Source organism: Paraburkholderia sp. TE9906 (genome assembly GCF_056279605.1).
The window spans coordinates 477,808-496,148 of sequence record NZ_JBWCCT010000002.1; the positions used below are offsets into that span (position 1 = coordinate 477,808).

Consider the following 18,341-nt stretch of genomic DNA (forward strand, 5'->3'; position numbering starts at 1 on the left):
CGACTGCGCCGCCGTGGTGCGCGAGTGGCCTTGCGAAGGTGAAAGGCTGTGCGAACGGGCGAGCCCCTCGCCGGATCGTTCAGGTCGACCAGATTCGCAGTGGCTTCGCCGCGACGCCGTGCACGACCGGCCGCAGTTGCAGCCAGCAGCGCGTCAATGCGTGCTGAAGCGTTTCCATCGAGCGCGACACCGCGCGCACGAGCAGCACGCCGTTCGTCACGCACGAAGCGGCGGCGCGCAGCGAATCGTCGAACGGCAGTTGCGCGGTGAGCGACTCGGCGAGCGCGTCGTCGCACGCGGCGCCGACGGCCCATAGCGTCCCATAGGCGGGGAAGCCAGCGAGCCCCTGGGGGCCGTTACGCAGCGGATCGGCGGCGTCGAGGGCCGCGCGTTCGAGCCACAGCAGCTCGCCTTGCGGACCCACGATCCGCGAGACGGCGCGCAAGCGGCCATCCGACCAGCGTTCACCGGCGGCTTGCCGGCCGAGCTGGGTCGCATCCCATCCCAACGCGGTGGCGCCGTCGGCCAGCGTCAGCGAGAAGTCCAGATGCGCGTTCGCGTGGTCGAACACGATGTTGTTTTGCGGCAGCCAGTCGAGCTTCGCCTGCTCGCCGACACGCACGGCGATCTGCTGGCGCGCGGCGCGGCCGTTGGACTTGTACCACTTGGTTGCGCCGGGCGTGGTGATGACCGCATGCGAACCGGCGCCGAGCGCGACGTCGATATCGAGCTGATCGCCGCCCGCAATGCCACCGGGAGGATGCACGATCACCGCATGGCAGATCGCCTGGCCTTCGGGATGCAGCGTGCGCTGCACGCGCAACGGTCCGTCATGCAGCCGGTGCACGAGCGTCGTGCGCGCGTCCTGTTTGACGAAGCCGAGTTCGAGACGCGCGCGCCATGTCGAAGGCGCGGCGCTTTGCGCGGCGGGTTGTGCCGGAGGTTGCGCACTAGCGAGCGTGGCGTGATTTTCGTGAAGCGACATGCGAATGGACGTGCGGTCGACGTGTTGGAGCGGCGTATGAAGGCGCCGTATTAGGGCGAAGCGAGCCTGCGTGCGCCACGCGGACGCGAGCCGCGCCGCCTGACGATGCGGCGAGAATAGCACGCGCGTCGGCGCGTGCCGGTCACACGGCGATGACCCGATGATCAAACTGCGATCAACGCGCGCACGCCATCCGTGTCCATATTTGCACCTTCGCCGCCCGCGACGATTTCGCCGCGACTCATCACCCAGTAGCGATCGGCGATGTCCTTTGCGAAGTCGTAGTACTGCTCGACGAGCAGCACCGTCATGCCCATTTCCTCGACCAGCTGACGCAGCGTGCGGCCGATGTCCTGAATGATCGACGGCTGAATGCCTTCGGTCGGTTCGTCGAGAATCAGCAATTGCGGATCGCTCATCAGCGCGCGGCCAATGGCGAGCTGTTGTTGCTGACCGCCGGACAGATCGCCGCCGCGCCGGCTGCGCATGTCCTTGAGTACCGGGAACAGTTCGTAGATACGGTCGGGGATTTTCTTCGGCGCCTTCTTGCTGGCCGCGCCGACCAGCAGATTCTCCTCGACGGTCAGCCGCGGAAAGATATCGCGCCCTTGCGGCACATAGGCGAGCCCGTGTTCGACGCGCGAATAGGTCGGCAGTTTGGTGATCGGCGTGCCGCGCCAGGCGATCGAGCCGCTCTTCGTCTGCACCACGCCCATCAGGCAGCGCAGCAGCGTGGTCTTGCCGACGCCGTTGCGGCCGAGCAGCACAGTGAGCTTGCCGTCGGGCACGGTGAGCTTCACATCGCGCAGGATGTGGCTGCCGCCGTAGTACTGGTTCAGTTTGTCTACTTCCAGCATGGTCGTTTTATCCGTTCGAAGCTTTGATTCATCGGCTCACTCATTGGCCGCTCATTGGCCGCTCATCGACCAAGGTACGACTCGATCACCGTCTCGTCCTGCTTGACCTCGTCGAGCGTGCCGTGCGCGAGCACGCGGCCTTCGGCCATCACCGTCACCTTGCCGGTGTCGCCCGACAACGCCGCCACGAACTCCATGTCGTGTTCGACGACCATCATCGAACAGGTGCCGCGCAGATGGTTGAGCAATTCGGCCAATTGCATGGTTTCGTCGTCGGTCATGCCGGCGGCCGGTTCGTCGAGCAGCAGCAGCGCCGGTTGCTGCATCAGCAGCATGCCGATTTCGAGGCGCTGCTTCTGTCCGTGCGACAGCTCTCCGGCTGAGCGCCGCGCTTCGCTTTCCAGACCGATCAGCGCCAACGTTTCTTCGATGCGCGCCTGCGCTTGACGATCCAGCCGCGCGCGCAACGACGCAAACCAGCCCTTGTCGGTTTTCATCGCCAGTTCGAGGTTTTCCCACACGGGGTGCTGCTCGAACACGGTCGGCTTCTGGAACTTGCGGCCGATCCCCGCCCGCGCGATGGACGGCTCGTTCATCCGCGTCAGGTCGATCGACTGGCCGAGAAAGACCTTGCCGGAGTCCGGCTCGGTCTTGCCGGTGATGACGTCCATCATCGTCGTCTTGCCGGCGCCGTTCGGGCCGATGATGCAGCGCAGTTCGCCGGCGTCGATCGCGAGCGACAGCGCGTTCAACGCGCGAAAGCCGTCGAAGCTCACCGTCACGTCTTCGAGATACAGGATCGTGCCGTGCGACACGTCGATCTCGCCGGGCACCACCACGTGCCCCATGTTCGCGACGCCGCTCAGCGAATGCTCGGCGGGTGCCTCCGGTAAAGCCAGATCAGGAACCATCGGGTTTTCGTTCATGAGCGGTTCCTTTTGCGCGTCACGAGTTCGATCAGCCCCATGATGCCGTTGGGCAGCAGCAGCGGGACCAGCACGAAGATCAGACCGAGAAAGAACAGCCAGTATTCAGGGAAATTCGCCGTGAAGAAGCTCTTCGCGCCGTTCACCGCGAACGCGCCGATGATCGGCCCGATCAGCGTGCCGCGTCCGCCCACCGCGACCCAGATCGCCATCTCGATCGAGTTGCCCGGCGACATCTCGCCCGGATTGATGATGCCGACCTGCGGCACGTATAACGCACCCGCGATCCCGCACAGTACGGCCGACACGGTCCACACGAACAGCTTGTAGGCGAGCGGGCTGTAGCCGAGAAACATCAGGCGCGTTTCGCCGTCGCGCACGGCGGTGACCACGCGGCCGAGCTTCGACGTGACGATCGCGCGCGCGCCGAGGAACGCGAGGATCAGCACCGCGAACGTGATCAGCAGGAGCGCGGTGCGGGTGCCCGCATGCGTGATCGGAAAACCGCCGATGCGCTTGAAGTCGGTGAAGCCGTTATTGCCGCCGAAGCCCGTTTCATTGCGATAGAACAGCAGCATCGCGGCGAACGTCATCGCCTGCGTGATGATCGACAGGTACACGCCCTTCACGCGCGAGCGGAACGTGAAGAAGCCGAACACCCACGCGACCACCGCCGGCACCAGCACCACCAGCAGGAGCGCGTAGCCGAGATGCTGTGTGCCCTGCCAGTACCACGGCAGTTGATGCCAGTCGAGAAACACCATGAAATCGGGCAGATCGCTGCCGTACTTGCCGTCGTGACCGATCGCGCGCATCAGGTACATGCCGATCGCGTAGCCGCCCAACGCGAAGAACAGCGCATGGCCGAGGCTGAGAATGCCGCAGTAGCCCCACACGAGATCGAGCGCGAGCGCTGCGATCGCGTAGCACATGAACTTGCCGGTGATCGTCGTCGCGTACGCGGACAGATGCAGCGGGCTCGTCTCCGGCAGCACCAGCGTGGCGAACGGCACGCCGAGTCCGAACACGATGATCAGCGCAATCAGCGCGAGCCACGCGCGCCGCGACAGCAGCGCGGGACGCGGCGGCAGGCCGAGCGCGAAGCCGGACTGCGCGTCGCGCGCGGCGGCTGCGCCGCCGTTCGCCGCGCCGCCGTGAGCCGACGAGGTCGTCGAAGTAGCAGAAGTCATCTCATGCCTCCGCGCTACGGCCCTTGAGGGCGAACATGCCCTGCGGACGCTTCTGGATGAACAGGACGATCAGCACCAGCACCGCGATCTTCGCGAGCACCGCGCCCCAGAACGGCTCGATCGCCTTGCTGACGAGCCCGAGCCCGAAGCCGCCGATGACAGTGCCCGCCAGTTGCCCGACACCGCCGAGCACGACCGCCATGAACGAATCGATGATGTAGCTCTGGCCGAGGTCCGGTCCGACATTGCCGATCTGCGACAGCGCGCAGCCGCCGAGACCCGCGATGCCCGCGCCGAACGCGAACGCATACGAATCGACGCGCGCGGTCTTCACGCCGACGCACGCAGCCATGCGGCGATTCTGCGTGACCGCGCGTACGAACAGGCCGAGGCGCGTCTTCGTCAACACCGCCCACGCGATGCCGACGACGATCAGCGAAAACGCCAGAATGGCGAGGCGGTTGTACGGCAGGATCAGATTCGGCAGCACGGTCACGCCGCCGCTCATCCAGGCCGGGTTGATCACCTGCACGTTCTGCGCGCCGAACAGCATGCGGGTCGCCTGGATCAGGATCAGGCTCACGCCGAAGGTGGTCAGCAGCGTTTCGAGCGGACGGCCATACAGATGCTTGAGCACCAGCCGTTCGAGCACGATGCCGACCAGCGCCGCCGCCACGAATGACGCCGGCACCGCGAGCAGCGGGTACCAGTCGAACGCGCCGGGCGCGAAGCGCTGAAACAGGTTCTGCACGACGTAGGTGGCGTAGGCGCCGATCATCAGGAATTCGCCGTGCGCCATGTTGATCACGCCGATCAGCCCGTACGTGATCGCAAGGCCGAGCGCGGCGAGCAGCAGCACGCTGCCGAGCGACAACCCGGCGAACAGCGTGCCGGCGATCTGGCCGCGGCGCTGGATCGCATCGAGTTCGTCGATGCCTGTTTGCGCGGCGGCGCGCACGCGCTCGTCGGCTTCGACGAAGCTGCCGTCCGCTTTCTTCGCGACCAGCGGGCGCAGCAGTTCGTTCATGTCGAGGTCGTGCCGCGCGGCCACCAGTTGCACGGCCTCCAGCCGTTTGGCCGGGTCGGCGTCGTGCAGCGCGGTCATCGCCCACAGCGTGTCGAGGCGCTTCTTCAAGGCCGGATCGGTTTCCTTTGCGCGGGCCGCGTCGACCAGCGGCTTGATCGCCGGATCGGGGTTTTGCAGCAGCGCGCCGATCGCGGCTTCGCGCGTGGCGCGGTCCGGCGAATCGAGTTGCAGACCCGCAAGTGCGCCCGACACTTTCGAGCGCAGCAGGTTGTTCAGGGTGACCGGCTGCGCGTCGCCGGCGGCCACCGTCTTGCCGGTGACGGCATCGCGTGCGGTGTCGCCGTCCTGCAGCAGCACGGCGCCCGCGTCGGTGGCGAGCGCGCTGTCGTCGGACAGCGCCTTGAGCACCGCGAGCGATTCCTTGTCGTGGTTGGCGATCAGCTTGTCGATCGCCGCGGATTTGGCGTCGAAGTCGTCGCCGGCGAGCGGCGCGACATCGGCGGGAGTCAGCGCGAACGCGGCGAGCGGAGCGCCGGCGACGAGCACCAGCGCCGCGCCGACGATACTGCGCTGTGCGAGCCGTCGTGCGAATCGCCGTGCGTCTGTGAGAAATGAAAACGCCATGGTGGCCTTTGGAGAAAAACCGGCAGCGCGGCGTGGATGCAATACAAGCTGTCGTGCCGCGCTGTCGGGTTACTGCGTCGCGGGTGCGCGCCGTGGATCCGCTTCGGCCGCCGCGACTGCGAAGAAGCAGGCGGCGGGTTCGTGCAAGGGCGTGACTTGCGCGACTTCAACCGCGCCAATCCAGGCCGGCGATGCGAACGCACAGCCGTGACCCAACCCGTTTCACGCCGGCTGAACGCGCGGTGCGGCGAGCGCGCCCTCGGTGGAATCACCTACATCGGCTCGCGACGCGGCTAAGCGGCCAACAACCGCACCGCCGCGTCGAGCCGTCCTGTCAGTCCGCTCAGGCGACGCGCGAGCGCTTCAGGAACGCCGGAATCGAGCTGACCACATCCGGCTTGCTCGAATTGCCGGCGATGAACGGGCTCCACGGCTGCGCGCGAATCGCGGTCTTGGTCCGCCACACCACGTTGAACTGGCCGTCGGCGCGTACTTCGCCGATCATCACCGGCTTGTGCAGATGGTGGTTGCCGTCCATCTCCAGCGTGAAGCCCGACGGCGCCGCGAAGGTCTGGCCGATCATCGCCACGCGCACCTTGTCGACGTCGGTGCTCTTCGCTTTCTCGACTGCCTGCTTCCACATATGGATGCCGACGAAGGTCGCTTCCATCGGGTCGTTGGTCACGCGCTTCGAGCCGCCCGGCAGGTTGTTGTCCTTGACCCAGGTCGCCCATTCCTTCTTGAACTTTTCGTTGGCCGGGTTGCGCAACGACATGAAGTAGTTCCATGCGGCGAGGTTGCCGACCAGCGGTTTCGTGTCGATGCCGCGCAGTTCCTCTTCGCCGACCGAGAAGGCGACCACCGGCACGTCCGACGCCTTCAGCCCCTGGTTGCCGAGTTCCTTGTAGAACGGCACGTTCGAGTCGCCGTTCACGGTCGAGATCACCGCGGTCTTGCCGCCTTGCGAGAAGGTCTTGATGTTCGCGACGATGGTCTGATAGTCGCTATGGCCGAACGGCGTGTAGACCTCTTGAATATCGGCTTCCTGCACGCCCTTGGACTTGAGGAACGCGCGCAGGATCTTGTTGGTCGTCCGCGGATACACATAGTCGGTGCCTAGCAGGAAGAAGCGCTTGGCGCCGCCGCCTTCCGCGCTCATCAGATATTCGGTCGCGGGAATCGCCTGCTGATTCGGCGCTGCGCCCGTGTAGAAAACGTTGCGCGACATTTCCTCGCCTTCGTACTGCACCGGATAGAACAGCAGGCCGTTCAGTTCCTCGAACACCGGCAGCACCGATTTGCGCGACACGGACGTCCAGCAGCCGAACACCACAGCGCACTTTTCCTGCGTGATGAGCTGACGTGCTTTCTCGGCGAACAGCGGCCAGTTCGACGCCGGGTCGACCACCACCGGCTGAAGCTGACGGCCCATCACGCCGCCATTCTTGTTGATGTCCGCGATGGTCATCAACGCGGTGTCCTTCAGCGACGTTTCGGAGATGGCCATCGTGCCCGACAGCGAATGGAGAATGCCCACCTTGATCGGACCACTGCCGGACTGCGCGTTCGCGAACGGCACCTGACCAGCAAGCGCCAATGCGCCGGACATGGAACCGAACTTCAACAGACTGCGACGTTTCATGTGTTTCCCCTTGCCATTGATGGTGACTGTTTATGGGCATCGATTTCAGCCAGCAGGGCTTATCCCGCATGACTTGCCGCTCCTGTACTGCAAGCCACATGCCATGCGGCAATTTCGACTCGAATCGCATAGGCAGCGCGCCACGGCGCGGCTGCGCGCGGGGCGGCGGGGCGCGCAGCCGCGCGAAAGTGGTGCAGGATCGCGGTAGGCGCCTCGTTCGGGTGCGTGCCGCGCCGCAACGAAGCGCGCGTATCCGCCAGCGGGCGTCCGCGGTGCATGGCCGCCGCGCCTTTGTGCATGCGCCGCTCGCGCGTGCTTATGACATGCTCGTGCGCTGCTTCGAGAAGGGTCTGTCGACGCGTTATACCGGGGATATTCTGGCGTTCTCTCTGCCGTTGATCGTCGAGGAGGCGCAGCTCGAGGGGATTTTCGGAACGGTGGCGCAGGTGTTGAGGGAGACGGAGTAGGCGCTGGTCGTTGCGATTCGAGTAGGGATGGCTCTTGCGTGATCCGCGCGTGCCTGTCGTGGACGATGCGATCGTGCTGCTGGCGAGAAGGCCGGCGCCGTGAGGTGCCGGCCTTTCTGTTTCGATCCGTTGCTTGTGTCGCCCGATCAGAACGCGACGAACGGCCCTGTATGGGCGCCGATCGTTGCGTTGTTGAGTGCGGTGTAGACGCTGCGGCCGTAAAAGAACGGCAGCCCCCAGACGAACATGCTGTACATGGGTGAGCCGAGGCTGTCATAGGCCGCGTACGGATTAGCCAGAAGCGTAAATCCATTCGCCAGTGAGAATGGCACGCTCACCGGCGTGGATCCGCTGGCGGTGCCCACCAGGATCGCGGACAGGCTGAGCGTGGTGGCAGGCACAAACCAGTCGCCCGAATAAGGCGTCGTGTAGTCCGTGAAGAGGTTCGCATTGGAGCCGCTGTCGATTGCGCTGAGATACGAATAGCCCTGGTACGTGGTCGTGAAATAGCCGTTCGGATTCAGCGTGAGAATGCTCGCATTCGACGGCAGCGCGTTGTTCGCCTGCGTGCCGATGCCGAACACCAGTTCACCGGTCGCGCTGGCCTGGCCACCCGCCGGCAACGCGGGTAGACGGATGATCGTGCCGTTGTTATCCGATGTGAAATTGGCGACCGGATTCATGACCTGGATGTCGAGCGGCACACGCGTGCTCGTGCACGACGCCGCGGACGAGCAGTAGTAATAGGTTGCCGGCAGCGCGGTGTTCGCGGCCGCCGCGTAATCGCGCCGTGCCGTCGAAATGCCGACTACGCCGTTCGCGCCCATCAGGGCCTTCGTGTTCAGGTTGGTGCCGCCGCGCGACAGACATTCCGACGGTGTCGAATACTTGCCGTCGGCGATGACCTGGATGGGCATGTTGCCCGCCATCTTGCTGCCGATCTTTACGTCGGCGCGCTTGACTGCTCCCCATGTGAAACCGGAGCTGAACTGTGCGCATTCGGCGATCGCTGCGCTACCCGTCGGATCGTCGGTGGCGCCCGATTGCGCTGGCAGGCTGGCGGTGAGCGCCGAACTTAATGCGCTGGCGAGCACGCGCACGCCGACCGAGCCGGTGTCGACCTGCATGTGATCGATCGTCTCGCATTGGTTCGCGCCCTGGCCCCCTGGGATGCAGATCGTGACGCTGACGTAGGGCATGTTGACGTAGCTCGTCCATCGTTCCACGGTCAGGGGGACGGTGTTGGTGGGGGGAGTTGGTGTCGGGGTTGGAGTTGGTGTCGGGGTTGGAGTTGGGGTTGGAGTTGGGGTCGGGGTTGGAGTTGGGGTTGGAGTTGGGGTCGGGGTTGGAGTTGGAGTTGGAGTTGGGGTTGGAGTTGGAGTTGGAGTTGGAGTTGGGGTTGGGGTTGGGGTTGGGGTTGGGGTTGGGGTTGGAGTTGGAGTTGGAGTTGGAGTTGGAGTTGGAGTTGGGGTTGGGGTCGGAGTTGGGGTCGGAGTCGGAGTTGGGGTCGGAGTCGGAGTCGGAGTCGGAGTCGGCGTCGGCGCCGTCTGATCGCCACCCTCGTCGCCCCCGCCACCCCCGCACGCGGACAGCGCCACACTGGCGCTCACAAGCGCGCAGCAAAGTTTCTTATTGAATAAGGTCATGGCGTTGCAGTTCGATGAATGCACGCGCCGCTTCATTGCAGGGTCTCCATGCGGACGTTGGCGGGAACGAGGCGCGGCAGATAGGCCTTGCCGAAAAAGTAGCCCGTATGGCCAGCCGACTCGATATGGAACGCGCTGTTGTGCTGGACCATCGGACCGATGCCTTGCGCGCGTCCTTCGCCGGGGTTGGCGAAGTTCGGGAAGTAGCTGCCGAGCAGTTCGCTCATGTCCGGGCGCACCGGACCTTGCCACGTAACGGCAAACACCACGTTGGTGGGCAATACGTATTCGCGGATCGTCACGCCGTCGGCGTCCTTCGCCTCGCGCACCGTGTACGACGCAGCCGAAGCGCCGGTTGTCACCGACGACTGCAGCAGCGATCGCGACGCCGCCATCGCGTGCGTGCGCGCGACTGGCGCCGCGCCCAATGCCGCGTAAGCGGCAAGCGGCGCCAACGCCGCGAGCGCCAGCGCGATCTTCAAAAATTTCATCTCAATGCTCCGGAAAACAGATCGGAGCATGATGCCCGTGGGCCGTTATTGGGATTGCAGGAAAATTCAGAATGGAGGATGGGAAAGGGCGTTGGATGGCGCGATCGGCTAGCGTCGCTCACGCATTCGTGCTGTCGTTAGCACGCGACGAACAGCCCGCTCCGTTGGCCGGTCGTCACAGTGCCGATCAGCGTATAGACGCTGGGGCCATGGAAGGACGACAGTCCACAAAGGCGCATGCGGTTGTCGATGGGAGCTACGAAGTAACGGCCGGCGTTGCCGAGCACCGCGTTGCCGGTTGCCATCAGGGTTGTAGGCAGGCTGGTTGAAACGAAGCGGAGAAGCACAGAAGCGACGAACCAAAGCGCGCACGCCCCTACCTCTGCCCACCCCCATCCGGCACCACCCGTCGCCCAGGCTTCCCCGCCGCGCCTTTAGCCGCCACGCCCGGATGCGGCACCGTCGGCGCCTGCGGCAGCGCGGCGAGCGTGCCGTCGTCGAGCGGCGACAGCAGCGCGCCCAACTGCAGCACGTCCTGATCCGTGAGACTCGCGCTCGACGCCTTCAGCTTGAGACTGTTGACCAAGGTGTCGTAACGCTCCTTCGCGAGATCGCGGTGCGCCGAAAATAGTTGGTCCTGCGCATTGAGCACGTCGATGTTGATCCGCACGCCGACCTGATAGCCGAGCAGATTCGATTCGAGCGACGTGCTCGCGGACCGCTCGGCGGTCTGCAGCGCGCGCACCTGCGCGAGCCCGCTCACCACCCCGAGAAACGCCTGCCGCGCCGACAGCGCCGGGTTGCGCCGCGCCGTGTCGAGATCGGCGGCGGCCTGGTCTTCGAGCGCGAGCGTTTGACGCACGCGGCTTTGCGTGGCGCCGCCCGCAAAGATCGGAATCGTCACCTGCACGCCGATCGTGCTGTTCGTGTACGACGACCCCAGGTTGCCCAGTTCCGCAGCCAGCGCCGGTGTGCCACCCGGCAGCGTGTTCGCGCCGCTGCCGAAGCCGTTGCTATTGCCGGAAGAAGCGGGGAAGCCGCCGCCGAAATCGGTGTTCTGGCGGCTGCCGGTGAGCGATGCCGAGACTTGCGGCAGCAGCCTGGCGCGAGCGAGCGGCAGTTCCTCGCTGTTGGCAGCGAGCGCCGCGCGCGCGCTTTGCAGTTGCGCGTCGCTGGCGAGCGCCTCGTCGTAGAGTTGGGGCAGGCCAACGGCCCACACGGCAGCGTGTGAAACGCGCCGGCCAGCGTCAGCGCAGAACGGCCGCGCGGATCGGCGCCCGCTGGCGCGTCATCGCGGCAGTGAGCTCAGTAGGTGGGAACGGACGGATCGACCTGGCGTGACCACGCGTCGATGCCGCCTTGAAGATTGAACACGTTGGTGTGGCCGCGCGATTCGAGGAACATCGCGACCTGGGCGCTGCGCGCGCCGTGATGGCAGACGCAGACGATCTGCGCGTCGTCGTCGAGTTCTTCGCTGCGCGCGGGAATTTCACGCATCGGGATCGACACGGCGCCGGCGATCGACGCCGTTTGCAGTTCCCACGGCTCGCGCACGTCGAGCAGCACGGGCGCGGGACGCGAAGTGTCGGCGAGCCATTCGGCGAGCGCCGGAGCGGTCAGATTTTGCATCAGCGGAACATCCAGTTCAGATGACGGCCGCGTGGCGGCCGTGCGGATCGACGTATAGCGTTGTGTATCGCTTAGAACTTGAAACGCGGCGGCTGCACCGCGTTGATCAGCGGCTCGACGTAGGTTTCGAACACGTCGGCGATGCGGTACTGCTTCTCGTCGATACGCGTGATGATCTGCGCCTTCATGACCGGCGCGGTGCCGACGAAGGCCGCGAGGCGCCCGCCGATCTTCAGGTGTTCGAGGATTTCCTGCGGCAGCACCGGCAGGCCGCCCGACACGCAGATCACGTCGTAAGGCGCCGCGCCAGCCCATCCGCGCGACGCGTCGCCAGTCACGACTTCCGCGTTCAGCACGCCGTTGGCGATCAGGTTGGTTTTGGCCAGCTCCGCCAGTTCGGGTTCGATATCCACCGTCAGCACGTGCTGCGCGCGATGCGCGAGCAAGGCCGCCATGTAACCCGAGCCCGCGCCGATTTCGAGCACGCTTTCGTGCTTCTTCACCGCCAGTTCCTGCAGCACGCGCGCTTCGATGCGCGGCGCCAGCATGTGCTGGCCGGCCGGCAGCGGCACTTCGAAGTCGACGAAGGCCAGCTCGTGGTAGACGGCGGGGACGAAATTCTCACGTTTGACGATCGAGAGCAGATTCAGCACGTCCTGGTCGAGCACTTCCCAGGGGCGGATCTGCTGTTCGATCATGTTGAAACGCGCTTGCTCGATGTTCATGGTGGATTCGGCGGTTTTGGTTTGGCGAGCGGGCGACGAGCTTGACCGTGGATTTGGCCGGGGTTGGCCCCCAAGCCCGGCCAACGCCGCCGCTGACTTTTTGCCTCTGACCGGCCGCTTCGCGAAAACGATTCGGGATGCAAGCCGCGCCAGGGTAACTGCGGGATTGTACCAAATGGCGGCGGGCAGCCGGGTTCTCGCGGGCAGGGCGGCGGGCTGCGTGGAACATGGCTCGCGCGCCGGCGCGGTCCGTCGTCAGCCGTGGGGGCCCCCGTGTTAATCCCTAGCGATCTGTCCTTGCGCTTCGCGCTTCGATCACTCAAAAATGTAATCGATTACATTTTCGGCGCGAACTCACTTGACCAGATCGTCGTCCAAAGCGGCCCCGGCGCCCCAGTCCGGAGCGCGACCTCCGCCCGGGATTCGGCCGCTGCGCGCCGCCGATGGTCTGTCGATCGCCGGCGTGGCCGAGCAGGCGGGTGTCTCGGTGGCGACGGTGTCGCGCGTGCTGAACGGCCACGAGAACGTGCGGCCCGCCACGCGCGACAAGGTGCTCGCCGCGATCGACGCGAGCGGCTACCGTGTCAACGAACTCGCGCGCAATCTGCGCACCGCCGAGAGCCGGCTGCTGCTGACCATGGTGCCCGACGTCGGCAATCCGTTTTACGCGGAGATCGTGCGCGGCATCGACAGCGTCGCGCGTCAGCACGGCTACTTCATGCTGCTGTGCGACACGGGCGCCGACCCGGGGCGCGAGCGCAGCTACTTCGACCTGCTGCGCCGCCGCCGCGCCGACGGCGCGATCTGTCTCGACCCCGCCACCATCCAGCAGGCGCTCGGCGAGGCGTCGCACGCGCTGCCGTGGGTCGCGTGCTGCGAGTTCGATCCGGCGGTCGGCGTGCCGTACGTCGGCATCGACAACTACCGCGCGGCCGGCGACGCGGTGCGGCACCTGCTCGCGCGCGGCCACCGGCGCATCGGCCTGATCAATTCCGACGTCGACTACCTGTACGCGCGGCAGCGTCAGCAGGGCTATCTCGACGCGCTGATCGAAGCGGGCATTGCGCCGGACCCGCGCTGGCGGATGAACCTGAACAGTCTCGACTACGAAGCGGGCGCGTCGGCCGCCGTGACGCTATCCGAGCAGCCGCACGCGCCTAGCGCGATTTTCGCGGTGTCCGACACGCTGGCGATCGGCGTGATCCACGGCTTGCGCAGCGCGGGCAAGCGCGTGCCCGACGACGTCGCGGTGGTCGGCTTCGACGACATCTCGCTCGCCGCGCAGATCGATCCGCCGCTTACTACCATCGCGCAGCCGATGCGCGAACTGGGTGAAACCGCCGCGCGTCTGCTGTTGCAGCGTCTCGCGAATCCGTTGGCGAACGTGCCGGGCGTGCTGCTGCCGCATCGGCTGGTGATTCGCGGGAGCGCGTGACCATGAGCCTCGCGATCCGCTTCGACGACATCCGCAAAGACTTCGGCCCGGTGCGCGTACTGCACGGCGTGAGCTTCGAACTCGCGCCGGGGCGCATCTACGGTTTGCTCGGTGAGAACGGCGCGGGCAAGTCGACGCTGATGAAAATTCTCGCGGGCTACGAAACCGCGACGTCGGGCAGCTTGCTGGTCGACGGCCGCACGCAGCAATTCACCGGCTCGCGCGACGCCGAAGCGCAAGGCATCGTGCTGATCCATCAGGAGTTCAATCTCGCCGAGCATCTGACGATCGCGCAGAACATGTACCTCGGCCACGAGAAGCGGCGCGGTTGGTTCCTCGACGATGCCGCGATGCGCGCCGACGCCGCGCGCTATCTCGCGCAGGTCGGGCTGGAGAAAGCGCCGGAGACGCGGGTGCGCGAGCTGATCGTCGCGGAAAAGCAGATGGTGGAGATCGCGAAGGCGCTGTCGCGCCGCGCGCGTCTGCTGATCATGGACGAGCCGACCGCCACGCTCACGCCGTCTGAAACCGAGCGGCTCTTCACGCTGATGGCGAAGCTCAAGACCGACGGCGTGACGATCGTCTACATCTCGCACAAGCTGGACGAAGTGGAACGCATCACCGACGAAGTCATCGTGATGCGCGACGGCCGCTTCGTCGCGCGCGGCGAGACCGCGTCGCTCTCGCGCCAGCAGATGGCGAACCTGATGGTGGGGCGCGAGCTGTCCGACATGTTCCCCGACAAGCTCACCGTGCCCGCCGACGCGCCGCTTGCATTGAAAGTCACAGGGCTCGCGGTGCCCGAGTGGGTGGAGGATCTGAGCTTCGACGTGCGCGCGGGCGAAGTGCTCGGCTTCGCGGGCCTCGTCGGCGCGGGCCGCACCGAGGCGTTCGAAGCGATCATCGGTCTGCGCAAGCGCACGGCGGGGCAAATCGAAATCGCGGGACGGCGCGCCGATCTGAAGAGCCCGCGCGACGCGATGCGCCACGGGCTCACGTACCTCAGCGAGGACCGCAAGGGCAAGGGCCTGCACGTGAACCTGAGCCTGCAGGACAACGTCACGCTGATGACGCTCGAACGCTACGCGCATCCTTTATTGGACCTGAAAGCGGGACGCGCGGCGTTGACGAAAGCGGTCGGCGAATTCGGCATCCGCACCGGCGATCTGTCGAGCCGCGCGCGCATGCTCTCCGGCGGCAACCAGCAGAAGCTCGCGCTCGCCAAATTTTTGCAGCCGGACCCGAACGTGATCGTGCTCGACGAGCCGACGCGCGGCGTCGATGTCGGCGCGAAACGCGACATCTATTTCCTGATTCACCGGCTCGCCGCGCAAGGCCGCGCGGTGATCGTCATTTCATCCGAACTGATCGAGCTGATCGGCTTGTGCCACCGTGTTGCCGTGATGCGCGCGGGGCGCCTGCAAGCCACGTTGACGCTCGAACATCTGACCGAAGAGGAGTTGATCGCTCATGCGACCGGCACCCACTGAAGCCGTGCAAGCCGGCCGCGCGCTGCGCTTCGCGCATCGTCTGTATGCGCTCGGGCCGCTCGTCGGGCTGATTCTGCTGTGCGTGATCGGCACGCTGCTGAACCGCGATTTCGCGACCGTCGACAACATGATGAACGTGCTCACGCGTACGTCGTTCATCGGCATCATCGCGGTCGGCATGACTTTCGTGATCATTTCGGGCGGCATCGATCTGTCGGTCGGCTCGATGGCCGCACTGATCGCGGGCAGCATGATCTGGCTGATGAACGGGCTCGCGTCGGGCGCGGCCGGGCACACGTTCGCGCCGCTCGCGATCGTGTCGATCGGCATCGTCGCGGCGCTCGTGCTCGGCGGGTTGTTCGGCTGCGCGCACGGATTGCTGATCACCAAAGGACGGATCGAGCCGTTCATCGTCACGCTCGGCACCCTGGGGATCTTTCGCGCGGTGCTCACATGGCTCGCCGACGGCGGCGCATTGACTCTGGATAATTCGTTATCCGATCTATACGGCCCGGTGTATTACGCGAGCCTGTTCGGCGTGCCGGTGCCGATCTGGGTGTTTCTCGTCGTGGCGGCGGGCGGCGCGCTGATCCTCAATCGCACCGCGTTCGGCCGGCACGTGCAGGCGATCGGCTCGAACGAACAGGTCGCGCGCTATGCGGCGATCCGCGTCGACACGGTGAAGATCGTCACGTATGTGCTGCTCGGCATCTGCGTCGGCGTGGCGACCGTGCTCTACGTGCCGCGGCTCGGCTCGGCCACGCCCACCACGGGGCTCCTGTGGGAGCTGGAGGCGATCGCGTCGGTGGTGGTCGGCGGTACCGCGCTCAAAGGCGGCGAAGGGCGCGTGATCGGCACGGTGATCGGCGCGATTCTGCTTTCGGTGATCGCCAACATTCTGAACCTGACCAGCATCATCAGCGTGTATCTGAACGCGGCGGTGCAGGGCGTGGTGATTATCTTCGTCGCGTTCGTGCAGCGCGGACGGCGATAGTTTTAGTGCTTCAAGCTGCAATACCGGGTAACACCAGGCAATAGCAGGCAAAACCAGCAGGTCCAAAAATCGGGGCGCCGGAACGCCTCACCAACTGGATGGAGACACAACCATGAAACACGTCATTCGAGCGGTCGGCGCCGGCATGCTGGCGTTGGGGATACTGGGTGCGGCAGGCGCTGCGCGCGCCGACGACAAGGTCACACTAGGCGTGGCGATTCCGACAGCCGACCACGGCTTCACGGGCGGCATCGTCTGGTGGGCGAACAAGGCGAAGGCCGATCTGGAGAAAGCGCACCCCGACCTGAAAGTGATCGTCAAGACCGCGGCCGGCGCGCCCGAACAGGCGAACCAGTTGCAGGATCTCGTGACGGTCAACAAGATCAACGCGCTCGTGATCTTCCCGTTCGAATCGGCCTCGCTCACGCAGCCGGTCGCGCAGGTGAAAAAGAAGGGCGTGTACGTGACGGTGGTCGATCGCGGCCTGACCGACACCAGCGCGCAGGATGCGTACGTGGCCGGCGACAACACCGCGTTCGGCAAGATACCCGCCGAGTTTCTGGCGAAGGAGCTGGGCGGCAAGGGCAACATCGTCGCGCTGCGCGGCATTCCGACCACGCTCGACAACGAGCGCTGGGCCGCCTTCACCGGCGTGCTGAAGAACTATCCGGACATCAAGATTCTCGACGGCAAGTACGCGAACTGGAATCGCGACGACGCGTTCAAGGTGATGCAGGACTATCTGACCCGCTTCAAGCACATCGACGCCGTCTGGGCCGCCGACGACGACATGGCGGTCGGCGTCATCAAGGCGATCGATCAGGCCAAGCGCACCGACATCAAGATCGTGTTCGGCGGCGCGGGTTCGAAGGGCATGGTGAAGAACGTAATGGACGGCGCGCCGATGATCAAGGCCGACGTGTCGTACTCGCCGAAATTCATCTACGACGCGATCAAGCTCACCGCCGAGGCGCGTTTGAAGGGCGAGAAGCTGCCGGCGACCACGATCATTCCGTCGGTGCTGATCACGAAGGAAAACGCGCAGCAGTTCTACTTTCCGGACTCGCCATTCTGAGCGTGAGTGTCGAGTCAGCGCGCTCGCCGTGGTTTTGCCGCACTAGCATGGCGGGCGCGTGATCGTTCGAGGAACAGTACGATGAAAACCATCAAAGGGCCGGCGATCTTTCTGGCCCAGTTCATGGGCGACGAGGTGCCGTTCGACAATCTCGCGCATCTGGCGGGCTGGGCCGCGGGGCTCGGCTTCAAGGGCATTCAGGTGCCGTGCGATGCGCGCCTGATCGATCTGGAGCAGGCGGCCGCGAGTCAGGCCTATTGCGACGAACTGCGCGAGATCGCGGACGATGCGGGCGTGACGATCACCGAACTGTCGACGCATCTGCAAGGGCAACTGGTCGCCGTGCATCCGGCGTACGACACGTTGTTCGACGGCTTCGCCGCGCCGCAGGTGCGCGGCGACCCCGCCGCGCGCACGCAGTGGGCGATCGACCAGTTGAAGCTTGCGGCCAAGGCGTCGCAGCGTTTGGGCCTGAGCACGCACGTGTCGTTTTCCGGCGCGCTGGCGTGGCCGTATCTGTACCCGTGGCCGCAGCGTCCGGCGGGCCTCGTCGACGCTGCCTTCGACGAACTCGCGCGCCGCTGGAGGCCGATTCTCGATGCGTTCGATGAAGCCGGCGTGGATGTCTGCTACGAATTGCATCCGGGCGAGGACCTGCACGACGGCGTGACGTTCGAGCGCTTTCTCGACGCGCTCGGGCAGCATGCGCGGGCGAACATCCTCTACGATCCGAGCCATTTCGTTTTGCAGCAGCTCGACTACCTGGCGTTCATCGACATCTATCACGAGCGCATCAAGGCGTTCCATGTGAAGGATGCGGAGTTTCGGCCGAACGGCAAGCAGGGCGTATATGGCGGATATAGCGGCTGGGTCGAACGGGCGGGGCGTTTCCGGTCGCTCGGCGACGGCCAGATCGACTTCGGCGCGATCTTCTCGAAGATGGCGCAATTCGATTTCCCCGGCTGGGCCGTGCTCGAATGGGAGTGCGCGCTGAAGCATCCACACGACGGTGCGCGTGAAGGCGCGGAGTTCATTCGGCGGCACATCATTCGCGTGGCCGAGCATGCGTTTGACGATTTTGCGGGGAGTGGCGTGGATGATGCGCAGGTGAAGCGTGTGCTGGGGCTTTGATGAGGAG

16 protein-coding genes and 1 pseudogene are annotated in these 18,341 nt (G+C 65.4%); 6 read left to right on the forward strand and 11 right to left on the reverse strand.

Features of this window, described 5'->3' with window-relative positions; genetic code table 11:
• Positions 1-79: 79 nt before the first annotated feature.
• From ACZ9H4_RS06025 to urtA, 6 genes are all read right to left on the reverse strand, one after another.
• The gene (locus ACZ9H4_RS06025; RefSeq protein WP_476118477.1) at positions 80-985 is read right to left on the reverse strand and encodes an urease accessory protein UreD; all 906 of its coding nucleotides are present in this window, start codon (positions 983-985) and stop codon (positions 80-82) included.
• 164 nt (positions 986-1,149) lie between these two features.
• Complete coding sequence (urtE, locus tag ACZ9H4_RS06030) at positions 1,150-1,842, reverse strand: urea ABC transporter ATP-binding subunit UrtE (RefSeq protein WP_408144469.1); 693 nt, start codon at positions 1,840-1,842, stop codon at positions 1,150-1,152.
• Between the two features lie 62 nt (positions 1,843-1,904).
• The gene (urtD, locus tag ACZ9H4_RS06035) at positions 1,905-2,768 is read right to left on the reverse strand and encodes an urea ABC transporter ATP-binding protein UrtD (protein WP_408144471.1); all 864 of its coding nucleotides are present in this window, start codon (positions 2,766-2,768) and stop codon (positions 1,905-1,907) included.
• Entirely contained in the window at positions 2,765-3,958 is a 1,194-nt protein-coding gene (gene urtC, locus ACZ9H4_RS06040; RefSeq protein ID WP_408144473.1) for an urea ABC transporter permease subunit UrtC, read from the reverse strand. Before urtC ends, urtD begins: the two co-directional genes overlap by 4 nt.
• Position 3,959: 1 nt before the next feature.
• Positions 3,960-5,609 (reverse strand): urea ABC transporter permease subunit UrtB, encoded by a 1,650-nt coding sequence (gene urtB, locus ACZ9H4_RS06045; RefSeq protein WP_408144475.1) that lies wholly within the window; start codon positions 5,607-5,609, stop codon positions 3,960-3,962.
• Between the two features lie 343 nt (positions 5,610-5,952).
• Positions 5,953-7,251, reverse strand: a complete 1,299-nt coding sequence (gene urtA / locus ACZ9H4_RS06050; protein ID WP_408144477.1) for an urea ABC transporter substrate-binding protein — start codon at positions 7,249-7,251, stop codon at positions 5,953-5,955.
• Between the two features lie 302 nt (positions 7,252-7,553).
• Between urtA and ACZ9H4_RS06055 the strand changes: the two are divergent.
• Positions 7,554-7,718, forward strand: a pseudogene (locus ACZ9H4_RS06055) (omega-aminotransferase AptA); the annotation flags it as partial.
• A gap of 146 nt (positions 7,719-7,864) precedes the next feature.
• Here ACZ9H4_RS06055 and ACZ9H4_RS06060 read toward each other — a convergent pair.
• The 5 genes from ACZ9H4_RS06060 to ACZ9H4_RS06080 form a co-directional block, all read right to left on the reverse strand.
• Positions 7,865-9,400: a DUF3443 domain-containing protein gene (locus ACZ9H4_RS06060; protein WP_476118480.1), complete on the reverse strand. Its 1,536-nt coding sequence runs from the start codon at positions 9,398-9,400 to the stop codon at positions 7,865-7,867.
• Positions 9,397-9,855, reverse strand: a complete 459-nt coding sequence (locus ACZ9H4_RS06065; protein WP_476118482.1) for a DUF2844 domain-containing protein — start codon at positions 9,853-9,855, stop codon at positions 9,397-9,399. Before ACZ9H4_RS06065 ends, ACZ9H4_RS06060 begins: the two co-directional genes overlap by 4 nt.
• A gap of 376 nt (positions 9,856-10,231) precedes the next feature.
• Complete coding sequence (locus tag ACZ9H4_RS06070) at positions 10,232-11,074, reverse strand: TolC family protein (protein WP_476118483.1); 843 nt, start codon at positions 11,072-11,074, stop codon at positions 10,232-10,234.
• A gap of 86 nt (positions 11,075-11,160) precedes the next feature.
• Complete coding sequence (locus ACZ9H4_RS06075; protein WP_121316736.1) at positions 11,161-11,484, reverse strand: rhodanese-like domain-containing protein; 324 nt, start codon at positions 11,482-11,484, stop codon at positions 11,161-11,163.
• 71 nt (positions 11,485-11,555) lie between these two features.
• Positions 11,556-12,209 carry a protein-L-isoaspartate O-methyltransferase family protein gene (locus ACZ9H4_RS06080; RefSeq protein ID WP_408141524.1) on the reverse strand — a complete coding sequence of 218 codons (654 nt, stop codon included), beginning with the start codon at positions 12,207-12,209 and terminating at the stop codon, positions 11,556-11,558.
• Positions 12,210-12,567: 358 nt separating this feature from the next.
• Between ACZ9H4_RS06080 and ACZ9H4_RS06085 the strand changes: the two genes are divergently transcribed.
• From ACZ9H4_RS06085 to ACZ9H4_RS06105, 5 genes are all read left to right on the forward strand, one after another.
• Positions 12,568-13,644: a LacI family DNA-binding transcriptional regulator gene (locus ACZ9H4_RS06085; protein WP_476118485.1), complete on the forward strand. Its 1,077-nt coding sequence runs from the start codon at positions 12,568-12,570 to the stop codon at positions 13,642-13,644.
• A gap of 2 nt (positions 13,645-13,646) precedes the next feature.
• Entirely contained in the window at positions 13,647-15,134 is a 1,488-nt protein-coding gene (locus tag ACZ9H4_RS06090; protein WP_408152911.1) for a sugar ABC transporter ATP-binding protein, read from the forward strand.
• A complete protein-coding gene (locus tag ACZ9H4_RS06095; protein WP_408141527.1) occupies positions 15,115-16,128 on the forward strand; it encodes an ABC transporter permease in 1,014 nt (337 codons plus the stop codon). Before ACZ9H4_RS06090 ends, ACZ9H4_RS06095 begins: the two co-directional genes overlap by 20 nt.
• Before the next feature lie 112 nt (positions 16,129-16,240).
• On the forward strand, positions 16,241-17,203 hold the full coding sequence (locus tag ACZ9H4_RS06100; RefSeq protein WP_408152910.1) for a substrate-binding domain-containing protein: 963 nt from the start codon (positions 16,241-16,243) through the stop codon (positions 17,201-17,203).
• An 81-nt stretch (positions 17,204-17,284) separates the two neighbouring features.
• On the forward strand, positions 17,285-18,334 hold the full coding sequence (locus ACZ9H4_RS06105) for a sugar phosphate isomerase/epimerase family protein (protein WP_408141529.1): 1,050 nt from the start codon (positions 17,285-17,287) through the stop codon (positions 18,332-18,334).
• The last annotated feature ends 7 nt before the right edge of the window (positions 18,335-18,341 follow it).